Here is a 12,856-nt window from a genome sequence, read left to right as displayed (position 1 = left end):
CCGACACGATTGTAGCGCTGCTCGCTGATCTGCCGGGTCTCCTGGGCGGCTTCCAGCTCGGCAGTCTGCCGGCGCGCATTCTGGACCAGGAAAGCCAGCGTCGCGCCCATGGCCGTCAGGGCAAGCCCGGCCAGCACATTGCCCAGAACCGCATAGCGCCGGAACCCCGCCAGCAGCACCTCGCTCGGCGCGATATGCAGCCGCCAATTGACATCGTAGACCCCGATCGGAGCTACGGCGGCCACACCCTGGCGCCCTGCGACGGTATCGGAATGGCCCACCAGCGGAGCGCTGCTTCCGGGAACGGTCAGCGCAAGATCGTGGCCCGACGCGTGTGCCGCCCGCTCTGCCAGCTGAAGCATCGTCACGACATCATGGATCGTGACCAGCACACCAACCCCCGAATCGGGACGTGCAAACGTATAATAGCCGACCAGCCCCGGCCGCCCCTCGGCATACTGGACCGTGGCACCGATGTTGAGCCTGTTGGCCACCGGACCGGCTTCAGCCCGGTCATCGCCAAACGGTGTGCGCCCACCGATCACGGCAGTAATCGCCGGCGCGTCTTGCGGTTCGGCCCAGCGCACTCCATCGGCATCGACCCAGTACAGGGCCTCCAACCACGCCTTGTCATGCAGATAGGCGGTCGCGTCGGCCCGCCATTCGGCTTCGGAAATCGGTGCATTCCGGGCTGTAATCCGCGCACCCATACGTTCGATGGCAGCGCCGTCCTGCTCGATACGCGTCTCGATCAAACGGGCGAGATTGTCGGCCTGGATGGATGCAGCTTGCCGGAGCGACGCGCTTCTTTCGGATTGGGCCCGCAGGGCCGCGCCCAGCGTGAGAAACAGCCCCACAATGACGATGCACACAACCGGAAGGATCACACCCAACCGGGTCCGTGCGTCAAAAAGGCCGTTCAACACCATTGACTATCCCGTGCCAGACCGGTGTCCAAACGGGCACACCGACCATTGAAGGCGGTGGTTTCAGGCCCGCCCGGCACTCGCCCGGCGAGTGTACACCGCTTCGCCGGCATTACAACGTTTTGGGAGGATTGCGGGTTTCATTGAGCCTCCTAGTGGATCGTCACCGGCTGTCGCCGGTACCTCACCAGAATCCGGAGCGTGAGCGGGTGTTCCTGCTCGGGATTGAGGCCCAGCCGCAGCATTTCCGCGCGGGCCCGTTCCCGTCTGCGGCGGGCGCGCAGATACTGGATGGCGACAAAGCCGGCAACACCCAGATAAGCGACATATTCGGCCACGCCGAACCAGTCGGGCAGGAAGAGCCAGATCCCCAGCGCCGCGATCGCCGCAAGGATGATGTCCAGCGGCCAGCCTTCCGAAGCGGTGAAATAGGCCAGGACCGGGAAAATGCTCCGGTCGATATCGCCCTCGGGGTCGATCCGGTCCAGCAAGGCTTCGAATTCGGCCGACTGACGGGCAAAGACCTGGTTGAGCCGGGTATCCTCGGTCACCGGATCGGCATGGGCGGGCCTGTCCTCGTTGAGGATCATGCAGGCCCGTATCAGCCATTCGCCGTCCTGCAGGCGGCCGTGTCCGGCAAATCCGCTCATCGCCTATTCTCCCAGCTGCCCATCCAGCCAGGCGGCAGCCTGGGCCGGGGTCTGACGGTCCAGGTCGACGCGGCGATTGGCTTCACGCATCAGTTCGGCATCGATACGGCCGACAAGGGGCGCCAGGGCTTCGCTCAGGCCCGGCCGGGTCCGGGCCTGCGGTCCCAGGAGGATCACGGCGTCATAGGGCGGCAGCACCCCGCGGGGGTCGTCCAGCACGACAAGATCGAAGGCGGCGATCCGCCCGTCCGTCGTGTAGGCGCTGATGAGGTCGACCTGCCCATCCCGCACGGCACTGTACATGAAGGTGGAATCCATGGCGCGCGTCTCGATCGCCTGCAGACCGTAGGTATTGCGTGCCGCAATCCATTCCGAACGGGTAAAGACCTCCGGATCGCCGCCCACGGACAGATCCCCGGCAAGCGGCGCCAGATCGTCCAGGGATGCGACCTGCAGGGCCTCTGCACGCGGCCGCGTCATCGCAAACCCGTAGGCATTTTCGAAGCCCAGCGCGCCGAGGGCGAGAATGCGGTGGTTTTCATGGAGCCAGCCCGTCATCTCGGCGAGCATGCGGTGGCGTTCGACCGGCGCGGGCCGGTCCATGACCGTTGCCCAGATCGTGCCTGAATAGTCGATGTAGACATCGATTTCGCCCGAAGCCAGGGCATCGAAGGCAATGGTGGAGCCAAGATTGTCCCGAACCGCAACATCCGCCCCCGCAGCGCTGAGGCGCCGCTCCAGGAGTTCGGCGAGAATATACTGTTCGGTGAACGCCTTGGCACCGATTTCAACCCGGGTTCCGGCCAGTCCTGCCGCGCCGCCATACGCATCCGCCGTCATTTCGCCTCGCGCGTCCAGGTCGATCAGACGCGGGAGAATCGACAAGCCGACGACCAGCGCCAGACCGGTCCCGACGGCCAGGGCCAGCGGCCGCCGCCGGTCGCGAACGGCGACTTCCAGCAACCGGATCATCTGGTCGAGCAGAATGGCAAGCCCGGCCGCAAACAGGCAGCCGAACAGGACGGAAAGCCAGTTTCGGGTCTGCAGGCCGGCGAAGATGTAGTTGCCCAGGCTGGTTGCCCCGACAGGCGTGGCCAGGGTCGCCGCGCCGACCACCCAGACTGTCGCCGTACGCAGGCCGGCCACGATCACCGGCAGGGCCAGGGGCAGTTCGATCTGCCAGAGGCGCTGCCGGCCGGTCAGTCCGATCCCGCGTGCCGACTCGCGAATCTGCGGCGCTATGCCCTGCAGGCCGACGATGGTGTTTCGCAGGATCGGCAGCAGCGAATACAGCATCAGGGCGGCAAAGGCCGGTGCATAGCCGATCGTTCCCCCCAGGAGCGGCACCATCAGCGCCAGCAAGGCCAGGCCGGGTATGGTCTGGATCACGCTGGCAATGTTCAGCGTCGCGGCGGACAGACGCGGCCGCTGGGCCGCATAGATACCCAGCGGCACGCTGATCGCGATCCCGGTGAGAATGGCCGCCACCGACAGGAGCACATGTGCGGAGAGAAGTTGCGGCAGTTCGGCCAGACGTTCGGCAAGATTGGTGCTCACGCGCCCAGCTCCCGGATGGCGCGCATCTGTCGGCGCGGCGTTTCCAGAAGGCCGGAGACATAGGCATTCGCGGGCCGGGAAAGCAGGTCCGCCGGTGTACCCTGCTGCACGATCTCGCCCGCCTGCATGACGGCGATTTCATCGGCCATGATCAGGGCTTCGGCCATGTCGTGTGTCACCATGACGGCCGAAAAGCCGAGATCTTTCCGCAAGGCGCCGAACTCCTGCTGAAGCGTGTCGCGGGTGATCGGATCGAGGGCGGAAAAGGGCTCGTCCATCAACAACAGGTCGGGCCTGCCCGCCAGGGCCCGGGCGAAACCGACACGCTGGCGCTGGCCGCCCGACAGTTCGGCGGGATAGCGGTCGGCATAGTCGTCCGCCGGCAAGGCCACAAGGCCGAGCATTTCCGAGACCCGCTGGCCGGTTTCGTCCCGCGAACACCCGAGCAGGCGCGGAATGATGGCGACGTTCTCGCGCACGGTAAGATGGGGAAAGAGCCCGTCGCCCTGCATCACCCAGCCGATCCGGCGGCGCAGTGCGACCGGATCGAGCGTGGCGATATCCTCGCCCTCATAGACAATCGAACCGCCCGAAGCATCCTCCAGGCGGTTGATCATTTTCAGGACAGTGGTCTTGCCGCACCCGGATTCACCCGCCAGGGCGAGAAGCCCGCCCCGGCGGACCTGCAGCGACACCGCTCGCACGGCCTCGATACCGCCCGGATAGGTCTTGGCGACCGCGCGGACGTCGAGCACGGGAGCGGCCGGGTCGATCAAAGATCTTCCAGATCGATGTCCAGGATCGTGATCTCGAAGGAATAGGACGTTTCGCCCTCGTCGATGATCTTGGAGACCACACCCAGGCATTCGTCGCCGATATGGATTTCGGCGCACTCGTCCGGCCGGTTGCGGCACTGCACGACCAGCTCCGGGTTGAGTTTGGCATTGAGGAACATCTGAAGCTTCGCCGCTTCGACTTGGGTCATGTTCTTGTTCACGGGGGAAAGCCTCCGGTCGGGGATTCGAGGTTGGCGCTAACTAAGCCCATGGCGGGGGGGCACGTCCAGTGGAGGGGTGCGGGCCGGGCTGTGATGGCGCGCACGGCGGCGGATCGTATGAATAGTTCATACATGCTAGCCTGCCGGAGAGATAGGAGAGGCCTCATGATCCGCAAGACGATCTCCATGCCCGACGAGATGGGCCAGTGGATTGCCGAACAATTGGCCCAGGGCCGCTATTCCAACGAAAGCGAATATATCCGCGACCTGATCCGCCGCGACCGGGAAAACCAGCGCAAGACCGACGATCTCCGATCCATGCTCGCCGTCGCCGAAGCCCAGATCGAAGCGGGCGAGTTCACCGAGCTGAAGTCGAAGGAGGATATCCAGCGCCTGTTCGACGAAATCGATGAGGAGATTGCCCGTGAGACTGGTTCTGACTGCTCGCGCACGGGCTGAGTATAAGGCCATTCGGGCATACTCGCTGCGGGAATACGGGACGGCGCAGGCGAGCCGATACCGTCAGCAATTCGTGGAAGCATTCGAACGCCTGCTCGAATTCCCTGAATTGGGAAAAGCCGCCGAACACATCGCATCTGGCGCGCGCCAGATGCCTGTCGGCCGCCATGTCGTCTACTATCAGCTAGCGCAAGAGGAGATGGTAATTGTTGCGATCCTGCACGAACGCCAGCTGCCGAATGGGCTCTGAATGAGGGCGAACATTATGAAAGCGCATGAATTCGAACGGCGTTTCGACGAAGGCGAAGATATGTCTGACCATGTCGACGGGTCGAAGGCCACGCGTCCGAACCAGAAGCTGAAGCGCGTGAACGTCGATTTCCCGGCATGGGTCGTGTCCGAGCTGGACAGGGAGTCCAGACGCCTCGGCGTCACACGTCAAGCTCTGATCAAGCTGTGGATTGCAGACCGGCTCGATCGCGCGTCGGGCAAGGCCATGAAACGCTCTGCGTGATACGCAGGGGATGACGAGACTTAGCCCGGCGGCGGCCGCACGCTGTCCAGCCCCCAAGTCAGGACGAGATTGTCCGGGCCGAACAGGGCGTAGAGATAGTCCAGCGCATCCTCGATCCCGTCCAGCTTCTCCTTGTCTTGGACGAAGAGCATGAATTTGCTCTGCGCCTCGATACCGAATTCGCGTGCGATCTCGGTATCGAAATTCCGCAGCGCCTGTGGATCGGTAAGGCGGAAGGGATGGTCGAATCAGTGCGGCCGTTCGCGGCGGGCCTGCGCGACAAGCGCAGACGCTTCCGGCACGGCTAAGCCGCAATGTCCGGCATAATCGATCGCCATGGCGGGATCAGCCCGATCCCTGCGGCAGGCTCTGGTCCATGCTCTTGGCCGGGTCCTTGCCGCAGCCGCCGACCACCTTGGCCGGCACGCCCGCGACCGTGCAGCCGGCGGGCACGTCTTCCAGGACAACCGAACCGGCAGCAATCCGGGCTCCGTTGCCCACCTTGATATTGCCCAGCACCCGCGCACCGGCACCGATGAGGACGCCCTCGCCGATCTTGGGGTGGCGATCCTGGTGCGCCGCACCCGTACCGCCCAGCGTCACCTCGTGCAGGATGGAGCAATCGTCGCCGACCACGGCCGTCTCGCCGATGACGACGGAAGTGGCATGGTCCAGCATCACGCCCTGACCGACCCTGGCAGCCGGATGGATATCCAGGCCAAAGCGCTCACCGACCCGGCTCTGCAGGTGAAAGGCCAGGGTCTGGCGGCCTTCCTGCCACAGCCAGTGGGCCACGCGGTGCGCCTGCAGGGCGTGGAAACCCTTGAAATAGAGGAAGGGCTGCAGCAGCGACAGGCAGGCCGGGTCGCGTTCGTCCACCGCCCGCATGTCGGCCGCTGCCTTCTCGACGATCAACGGATCGCCGGCCAGCGCCTCTTCCGCCACATCACGGGCCAGCATGGCGTCCAGCTGGGCGTCGGCCATCTTGGAGGCAATCCGGTAGGCCAGGGCGTGAGAAAACTGGTCGTGACGCAGGATCGCCGCGTTCAGGAAACTCGCCAGAATGGGTTCTTCCGCCGCAGCGGAGGCCGCCTCGACGCGCAGCCGCGCCCACAGCTGATCCACGCCGGTGCGCACTTCGACTGCCGTTTCGGCCTGGGTGAGTGACATGAAACGCCTCCTCGCGCCTATCGCTTCAACATGGCGGCGGCCAGGGTCTCGTCCAGCTCACCTTCAAGGGCCATGTAGTATGCCCGCAGCAGCATCGCTACCGTCAAGGCATCGGTAATTTTACCCGACATCGCCTCCGCCAGGGCATCACGAAAGGGCAAGCGGCGCGTGAGCAGGTCTTCCGTGCCTTCCGGCTCCGGCTCGCCTTCGGCGATATCGCTGGCGATATAGCCGATCGCGGTCTCGTCGGTAATCGAGTTGGACAAGTCGAGCCGCAAGACTTCGCGCCACGCCCTGGCGGTCAGGCCGGTCTCCTCCTTGAGCTCCCGTTTTGCGCTGTTCAGCGGCGGCACATCCAGCGCGCCGCCACCCTCGGGGATCTCCCAGCTGTAGCGGTCCCGGGGGAAGCGGTGCTGGCCCACCAGCATCGTGGTGCCGTCCGGAAACAGGGGCAGAACGGCAATGGCGATATTGGCGAAACCCACCACGCCGTACAGGCCCGGCTTGCCGTCCGGACGTGTCACCTCGTACTCGGCGACCCGCATCCAGGGGTTTTCATAGGCGATCCTTTCGCCATGGATCTGCCAGGGTCCGCGCGTGCGTTTCATGGCCGCCTCACTCCTTGCCGTCAGGGGCCACTAAGCCTGTTCGGCAAGGCCAGGCAAGCCGTCCGCCCGGTCCCTCGAACGGCGAAGGCGCTCGGCCAGTTTACGCTTCTTCAGCGACAGGCGGGCCAGCATGGCGAAGGCGGCCGGTGCGAAGACGAGGGCCAGAACGGCCGATCCTGCGACCCCGCCCACCATGGCCGAGGCGAAGGGCAGCCAGAAACTGTCGCCGGACAGGAGCAGCGGCATGAAACCGCCGATCGTGGTGAGCGTGGTGGAGAGGATATGGCGCGTGGCATCCATCACGGTCGCTTCGACGGCGCCGGCTTCCATGGCCACCGCGGCCGCATTGGAACGCAAGGCCGACAACACCACGATGGCTCCGTTGATCGACAGCCCCATGAGGCCCATCGAGCCTACAATGGCATTGAAACCCAGCGGCGTCCCGAACAGCCAGACGCCAAACATGGCCAGACCGACCGACAGGAAGGCCACCACGAAGATGATGCCGGCATAGCGGAAGGAGTTGAAGGCCAGCACGACCGATCCGATCATCAGCACCAGGAGCGGAATGGCGGTGCCGAAGAGATCACCCATGGCGTTGCCGCGTTCGGCCGCCTCGCCGGCGATCTGGAGTTCGTAGCCAGGCGGCAGGTCGATCCCGGCCGCCTCGAGTTCGCCGAAGAAATGCTCGAGTGCCGGCGCCGGCAGGGTGAACGGGTCGAGATATCCCAGGATGGTGTTCACCCGGTGTCCGTTCTCGTGCGGAATGGTGGCAACCTGGGGCGCCAAAATGACATCGCCGAGCGCCGCGACGGGGGACGCCAGAATATCGGCGCCCGGCGATGCCAGGGGGGACCCGGCAACGGAGGAAAGAGAGGCCCGCCGGGCGTCCTGGGCGATCACCCGGACGGGCAGTTCCTCCGTGCCTTCGAGTACGCTGCCGCCGATCGCACCGTCGAATTCGCCGCGCAGACGGTTGGCAAGGTCTGCAAGACGGACCCCGGCAAGCTCGGCCGAAGCCTCGTCCGCCATGATGCGGGCAACGGGTTCGCCCATTTCAAGCAGGGCCAGCGTGTGGGTCACCGTGGGTGTTGTGTTCAAGACGCCGCGGATCTCGTGGCCGAGGCGGTTGAGTTCGGACAGTTCGGGGCCGACCAGGATCAGCTCGATCGGAGCCGGGATCGGCGGGCCCTGCTCGAACGGCAGGGTGAGAAGGCGCGCCTGGGGGAATTCCGCCATCATCCGGCGCTGCAGTCCGGGCAGGATGCGGGCCGTGGCCCCGGCGCTTTCGGTACGCACGAAGCCGGCGGCGTAGTTGGGCGCACCGGACCGGTTGCCGACGACATTGTAATAGGTGCGCGGCGCGCTCTCGCCCACCACCCAGGTAACGCGTTCCACGCCCTCGTAGGACATGATGATTTCGCGTGCCCGTTCGGCCTGGCGGCGCGTCTCCGCTATCGAGGCCGTCGACGGCAATTCCAGCTCAAGCTGGAACATGTCGCGATCGGTCGGCGGGAAAAACTGCATCGGCAGCGTGGAGGCCGCCACGAAACCGGCAATCGGCAACAGGACGCCTGCGACCAGCCCGGTCCAGGGCCGGGCCACGATGGCGTTCAGCATGCGCCGGTAGAGACTGCCGAAAGGCCCCGCACCGAGACCGTGCCGCCAGAAGCGGCGCGGGCTGCCGGCAATCGAGGGATCGTCGAACCAGGCCGCTACCGCACCGACGACCGTCATCGCCAGCAGGAAGGACGAGCCGACGGCAAAGATGACCGAGATCCCGATCATCGAGATGAATTCGCCCGCCGCGCCCGGCATCAGGGCAATGGGGGCAAAGGCGAATATCGTCGTCAGCGTGGACGCCAGCAGGGGTGCGAAGAGATGGCGCACCGCCTTGTCCAGCGCCGCCAGCGGCTGCAGGCCGCGGCTGCGGAACAGACGGTATTCGTCAACCACGACGATGGCATTGTCGATGAGCAGGCCCAGGGCAACGACCAGTCCTGTCACGGACATCTGGTGCAGCGGTTCACCGTGGATACGGGTCAGGATCAGCACGGCCAGGATCGTCAGCGGCAGGGCCGAACCGACGATCAGCGCGGCGCGCCAGCCCATCATGAGGAACAGGACGGCAAAGACGATAAGCGCCGCCATGGCGAGGTCGCCGGCCAGGCCGTGCAACCGGTCGTCGACATAATCGCCCTGGCGGAAGATCGTCTCCACGCGAATGCCCGGCACCGACGCGGCGAAGTCGGCCACGACGGCATCGGCGGCATCGGACCAGAGGTCCGCGCGCAGTTCCGGCTGCAGATAGGCCGCCACCAGCACGGTACGGCGGCCGTCGGTTGTGGCGAACGAGGCGGGCGGCGTGCGTACGCCCTTTTCGACCTCGGCCACATCGCCGACGCGGATGAAGGTGCCATTGCGCCCTTCGGCGACCGGGATGGCGCGAATGCGGTCGAGACCGTCGAACTCACCTGCGACCTCGACATTCAGGTCGACACGGCCCGAGCGCAATTCGCCGGCCGGCACCTTGGCATCGGCGCTGGCCGTCAGCCGGGCCAGATCGGTCATGCTCAACCCGAGCGCGGCGAGCGTATCGGGATCCGCGAGCACGCGGATCTCCTCGTGCGCTTCGCCGAAGACCTGCGTCTCCTCCGTGCCGGAGAGGTTGCGCAGGCGCGCCTCCAAATCGTCGGCCAGGCGCGAGAGGATGGCGATATTTTCCTCGCCGTGCCGGTCCCAGCCGAGGGCGACGATCATCGTGGCGGCACCGACATATTGCCGCTCCACATCCGGCGCCGAGGCGCCGGCGGGCAATTGCGGCCGCACGCGCTCGACCTGTTCGCGGATCAGCGTCCAGGCCTGGTCGACCTCAGTGGGATTGAGGTCTTCGCGCACCTGTAGCGTGATGATGGAAATGCCGGAGCGCGAGTTCGACGATGTCTGGCTGATCTCGGCGAGTTCGTGAACGGCATCCTCGATCGGTTCGGTGACCAGCGCCTCCACACGTTCCGCCGATGCGCCGGGAAACATCGTCACAATGGTGCCGAACCGTTCCGTCAGCGACGGATCCTCCTGCCGGCCCAGCGACATCAGGGCGCCCAGGCCGGCCGCGACCAGGAGGATCACGGCCAGCGCCGTCAGGCGGGCATAGCGGTAGAAGAGCGTACTCATCGAGCCGTTCCGCCCAGGACATCGGCCTGCAGGGCGGCCTGCACGACGCGCTGTCCGGGTGTGACCCGCTGGACACCGGTGGCCAGGACCAGCTCGCCGTCGTCAACAGCGCCGCGAACGAAGACGCGGTCGGCCTCGACCCGGACCATTTCGACGGTGCGCGCCTGCAAACGGTGAACGCCGTCGCCCACGGGGGTCAGCACATAGACCGACCACAGGCCGCGGCGGCCTTCGGCCAGGGCCGAGGTCGGCACCCAGAAACCCTCCGTTCCCACCGGCGTCGCCACGCTGAGACGAACAACCTCTCCGGCCGCCGCACGGGCGTCGCCGGCCAGATCGAACAGCGCCGTGACGGTCCGCGTCTGCCGGTCGACGACTCCCGTGGATGCCCTGAAGACTGCATCGACCAGACGATCTTCGATCATGAAGGGGTAGCTTTGCCCGGAGCGCAGATCCGCCGCGATCCGTTGCGGCAGTCCCACGCGGATTTCCAGGGCACTGGCTTCGACAATTTCCAGTACGGGCTGGCCGGGCTGGGCGATGGCGCCCTCGTCGGCATGGCGCGCCGTCACGACGCCGTCGAAGGGCGCGGTCACGATGGACAGATCGCGCTGTACGCGCAGGGCATCGGCCGCGGCAGCCGCCGCATTCTGCCGGGCTTCCGCCGCCCGGGTCGAGGTTCTCACCTCGTCGAAACGCTGCTGGGAAATGTGGCCGCGCTCCAGCAGTTGTGCCTGGCGGTCCCGGGTTTCCGCGGCAAGCGCTGTCCGGGCGGCGGCTTCGGCGGTCTGCGCGTCGGCGGCAGCGATCTGGGCGTCGAGCGCGCGCGTATCCAGCCGGGCCAGAACCTGCCCGCGCTCAACCCGGTCGCCGACATCGGCCGCGATGGCGTCGATGCGCCCTCCGCGGTCAAAACCGAGGGCGCTTTCGCGGCGGGCGGCGACAATGCCCGGGTAGAATTCATCGATCCGGTGATCGCCGGAATACTCGGCCTCGACGGCCGTGACCGGCATGGGGGGCGGTGCGCTGGCGGCCGAATTCGCTTCGGCCCGCAGGGACGAGACGCCAAGAACGAGCGCAAACACGCCGGCCGCCGCCAGTGCGACCATCGTGCCGGCTCCCGGGGACCGTTTGTACAAGGACATGCCACCACCCTCACTCCGCTGACCGGGCGAGAGGTAGTGCAGAAAACGTCGTTTGAAAAGTGAACGGTGTTAAATTAATCGCGTATAGTTGCTATACGCTAGTTCATGAGCCCCCGCATGATCATGTCGGCATGCAGGTCGATGACCGCTTCGCGGTCGATATGTTCGGAGCCGGGCATGGCATGCGGAAAATCGTCGATACACACGATCAGCATGGTCAATCCGTGCAGGCTCGCCCAGACGCTCTTCGAGGCTACATGGGCATCCACCTTGCGGAAAACACCCTCCTGCTGGCCCTGTTCGATCATTTTCACCAGCATGGCCTCGGCCTCGAAGGCGACTTCCTTTTCTTCATGCACATGCGGTTTGGATGTCGTGGAGGGCGAGAAGGCCATCATGTAGTGATTGGGCTCTTCCATGCCGGTCTCGATATAGGCGCGCATGCAGCGCGCGCACAGCGGTGCGGTCTCGCCGCCCTCCTCCATGGCCTCGTGGATGCGCGCCAGAAGACGCTCGAAGAACATTTCCCGGATGGCCGTGAACAGATCGTCCTTGGACGCGAAATACTTGTAGATGGCCGCCGGCGAGTAATCGATGGCTTCGGCCAGCCGGCGCATCGAAATCCCCTCCTCCCCTTCGGAGGTGAAAATCGACTCGGCCGCATCTATGATCGCATCGCGCACCTTGCGGCGGCGGCGGTCGGCCGGTGTGTCATCATCTTCAAATGCGATATCAGCAGACATACCTATTACTCACTCCCCAGCGCCGCGCTTGAGCCCTTCCCAGCAACAGGTATACCGAGCACGGACCGATTTGGTCAAAATTCACCCACACTGCCAGGTTTCACCCCGTCATGAAAAATGAGCAGCCGCTCCCCGATTTTCCCGCGCCGGGCGAACGCCTGGCCCCCAGCCACGCCAACGCAGACACGCTGACCCTCCTGACCCGCCGGCGTTCGACTGTGGCGCTGTCGCTGAATGAGCCCGGGCCGAGCCCGGCCCAGCTGGAACGCCTGATCGGCATCGCCAGCCGCGTGCCCGATCACGGAAAGCTGGCACCCTGGCGATTCATTGTCTTCGAGGGCGAGGCGCGCAGCCGTTTCGGCGGGATCCTCGCCAAGGTCTTTGCCGCCAAGACATCCGGCGCAAGCGAGGACCAGATCGCGTTCGAGGCCGGCCGCTTTACCCGGGCGCCACTGGTGGTCGCCGTCATCTCCACTGTCACCGAAAACCACAAGATTCCCGAATGGGAACAGGTCCTGTCGGCCGGGGCGGCCTGCCAGAACATGCTCATCGCGGCTTCGGCCATGGGGTTCGGCGCGCAATGGCTGACCGAATGGTATGCCTATGACGCCGACGTAAAGGACGTGCTGGGCCTGAAATCCGGCGAGCGCGTGGCCGGATTTGTCTATGTGGGGTCGGCCGCCGATGAACCCGTGGAAAGGGTGCGCCCGAAGGCGCATGTGGGGCGCTGGACGGGCTCGATGCCCGAGTGAGCAGCCCAAGGCGCCGAATTAACTCCGACAAATTCGTACGCATGCGAATTTAATATGAAGAATGCGCGTTTTCAGCCCCCGAAAAGGGCCGCAATGCCTGCGGGTGTGCTTTGGAACGGCAATCGATGAGAAGAGGTCGGGCATTCGCATGCCGCCTCCCC

General features: G+C 65.4%; 15 protein-coding genes. 4 read left to right on the top strand and 11 right to left on the bottom strand.

Translation table 11 applies throughout. The features are described from left to right. The 5 genes from Q1U94_RS07940 to Q1U94_RS07920 all read right to left on the bottom strand — a co-directional run. On the bottom strand, positions 1 to 887 hold an 887-nt coding region (locus tag Q1U94_RS07940; RefSeq protein ID WP_300543205.1), incomplete at its 3' end, for a hypothetical protein. 191 nt (positions 888 to 1,078) lie between these two features. Then, positions 1,079 to 1,576: a hypothetical protein gene (locus Q1U94_RS07935; protein ID WP_300543203.1), complete on the bottom strand. Its 498-nt coding sequence runs from the start codon at positions 1,574 to 1,576 to the stop codon at positions 1,079 to 1,081. 3 nt (positions 1,577 to 1,579) lie between these two features. Further along, on the bottom strand, positions 1,580 to 3,133 hold the full coding sequence (locus tag Q1U94_RS07930) for an ABC transporter permease/substrate-binding protein (protein ID WP_300543201.1): 1,554 nt from the start codon (positions 3,131 to 3,133) through the stop codon (positions 1,580 to 1,582). Beyond that, positions 3,130 to 3,888 carry an ABC transporter ATP-binding protein gene (locus tag Q1U94_RS07925; protein WP_300543200.1) on the bottom strand — a complete coding sequence of 253 codons (759 nt, stop codon included), beginning with the start codon at positions 3,886 to 3,888 and terminating at the stop codon, positions 3,130 to 3,132. The genes Q1U94_RS07930 and Q1U94_RS07925 overlap by 4 nt, the downstream gene beginning before the upstream one ends. Positions 3,889 to 3,905: 17 nt before the next feature. Next, the gene (locus tag Q1U94_RS07920; protein WP_300543199.1) at positions 3,906 to 4,118 is read right to left on the bottom strand and encodes a DUF3126 family protein; all 213 of its coding nucleotides are present in this window, start codon (positions 4,116 to 4,118) and stop codon (positions 3,906 to 3,908) included. Positions 4,119 to 4,295: 177 nt separating this feature from the next. On the opposite strand from Q1U94_RS07920, the gene Q1U94_RS07915 reads away from it, so the two are divergent. Genes Q1U94_RS07915 through Q1U94_RS07905 form a run of 3 tightly spaced genes read left to right on the top strand, consistent with a single transcriptional unit; the run spans position 4,296 to position 5,103 of the window. Beyond that, positions 4,296 to 4,589, top strand: a complete 294-nt coding sequence (locus tag Q1U94_RS07915) for a type II toxin-antitoxin system ParD family antitoxin (protein ID WP_300543198.1) — start codon at positions 4,296 to 4,298, stop codon at positions 4,587 to 4,589. Continuing rightward, entirely contained in the window at positions 4,555 to 4,839 is a 285-nt protein-coding gene (locus Q1U94_RS07910; protein WP_300543197.1) for a type II toxin-antitoxin system RelE/ParE family toxin, read from the top strand. The genes Q1U94_RS07915 and Q1U94_RS07910 overlap by 35 nt, the downstream gene beginning before the upstream one ends. Before the next feature lie 15 nt (positions 4,840 to 4,854). Continuing rightward, on the top strand, positions 4,855 to 5,103 hold the full coding sequence (locus Q1U94_RS07905; protein ID WP_300543196.1) for a hypothetical protein: 249 nt from the start codon (positions 4,855 to 4,857) through the stop codon (positions 5,101 to 5,103). A gap of 20 nt (positions 5,104 to 5,123) precedes the next feature. Here Q1U94_RS07905 and Q1U94_RS07900 read toward each other — a convergent pair whose 3' ends face one another. From Q1U94_RS07900 to Q1U94_RS07875, 6 genes are all read right to left on the bottom strand, one after another. Beyond that, positions 5,124 to 5,255: a hypothetical protein gene (locus tag Q1U94_RS07900; protein ID WP_300543195.1), complete on the bottom strand. Its 132-nt coding sequence runs from the start codon at positions 5,253 to 5,255 to the stop codon at positions 5,124 to 5,126. Positions 5,256 to 5,448: 193 nt separating this feature from the next. Then, on the bottom strand, positions 5,449 to 6,273 hold the full coding sequence (gene cysE, locus Q1U94_RS07895; RefSeq protein WP_300543194.1) for a serine O-acetyltransferase: 825 nt from the start codon (positions 6,271 to 6,273) through the stop codon (positions 5,449 to 5,451). Positions 6,274 to 6,290: 17 nt separating this feature from the next. Next, positions 6,291 to 6,881, bottom strand: coding sequence for an NUDIX hydrolase (locus Q1U94_RS07890; RefSeq protein WP_300543192.1), 591 nt, complete (start codon positions 6,879 to 6,881; stop codon positions 6,291 to 6,293). A 30-nt stretch (positions 6,882 to 6,911) separates the two neighbouring features. After that, entirely contained in the window at positions 6,912 to 10,055 is a 3,144-nt protein-coding gene (locus Q1U94_RS07885) for an efflux RND transporter permease subunit (RefSeq protein ID WP_300543191.1), read from the bottom strand. After that, complete coding sequence (locus tag Q1U94_RS07880; RefSeq protein ID WP_300543189.1) at positions 10,052 to 11,200, bottom strand: efflux RND transporter periplasmic adaptor subunit; 1,149 nt, start codon at positions 11,198 to 11,200, stop codon at positions 10,052 to 10,054. The genes Q1U94_RS07885 and Q1U94_RS07880 overlap by 4 nt, the downstream gene beginning before the upstream one ends. 98 nt (positions 11,201 to 11,298) lie before the next feature. Next, on the bottom strand, positions 11,299 to 11,943 hold the full coding sequence (locus Q1U94_RS07875; protein ID WP_300543188.1) for a TetR/AcrR family transcriptional regulator: 645 nt from the start codon (positions 11,941 to 11,943) through the stop codon (positions 11,299 to 11,301). Positions 11,944 to 12,053: 110 nt separating this feature from the next. Here Q1U94_RS07875 and Q1U94_RS07870 point away from each other — a divergent pair, with 110 nt between their 5' ends. Next, entirely contained in the window at positions 12,054 to 12,695 is a 642-nt protein-coding gene (locus Q1U94_RS07870; RefSeq protein WP_300543187.1) for a nitroreductase, read from the top strand. Positions 12,696 to 12,856 lie beyond the last annotated feature (161 nt).

It is taken from the genome of Maricaulis sp., assembly GCF_030149515.1.
Taxonomy (GTDB): Bacteria; Pseudomonadota; Alphaproteobacteria; order Caulobacterales; family Maricaulaceae; genus Maricaulis.
This window is presented reverse-complemented; position numbering and strand designations above follow the sequence as displayed.

What these genes read in the sequence shown, in the direction of transcription:
- Q1U94_RS07935 (WP_300543203.1), bottom strand. Translation starts at nt 1,576, where the DNA reads ATGAGCGGATTTGCCGGACACGGCCGCCTGCAGGACGGCGAATGGCTG.
- Q1U94_RS07920 (WP_300543199.1), bottom strand. Translation starts at nt 4,118, where the DNA reads ATGACCCAAGTCGAAGCGGCGAAGCTTCAGATGTTCCTCAATGCCAAA.
- Q1U94_RS07915 (WP_300543198.1), top strand. Translation starts at nt 4,296, where the DNA reads ATGATCCGCAAGACGATCTCCATGCCCGACGAGATGGGCCAGTGGATT.
- Q1U94_RS07905 (WP_300543196.1), top strand. Translation starts at nt 4,855, where the DNA reads ATGAAAGCGCATGAATTCGAACGGCGTTTCGACGAAGGCGAAGATATG.
- Q1U94_RS07900 (WP_300543195.1), bottom strand. Translation starts at nt 5,255, where the DNA reads ATGCTCTTCGTCCAAGACAAGGAGAAGCTGGACGGGATCGAGGATGCG.
- cysE (WP_300543194.1), bottom strand. Translation starts at nt 6,273, where the DNA reads ATGTCACTCACCCAGGCCGAAACGGCAGTCGAAGTGCGCACCGGCGTG.
- Q1U94_RS07890 (WP_300543192.1), bottom strand. Translation starts at nt 6,881, where the DNA reads ATGAAACGCACGCGCGGACCCTGGCAGATCCATGGCGAAAGGATCGCC.
- Q1U94_RS07885 (WP_300543191.1), bottom strand. Translation starts at nt 10,055, where the DNA reads ATGAGTACGCTCTTCTACCGCTATGCCCGCCTGACGGCGCTGGCCGTG.
- Q1U94_RS07880 (WP_300543189.1), bottom strand. Translation starts at nt 11,200, where the DNA reads ATGTCCTTGTACAAACGGTCCCCGGGAGCCGGCACGATGGTCGCACTG.
- Q1U94_RS07875 (WP_300543188.1), bottom strand. Translation starts at nt 11,943, where the DNA reads ATGTCTGCTGATATCGCATTTGAAGATGATGACACACCGGCCGACCGC.
- Q1U94_RS07870 (WP_300543187.1), top strand. Translation starts at nt 12,054, where the DNA reads ATGAAAAATGAGCAGCCGCTCCCCGATTTTCCCGCGCCGGGCGAACGC.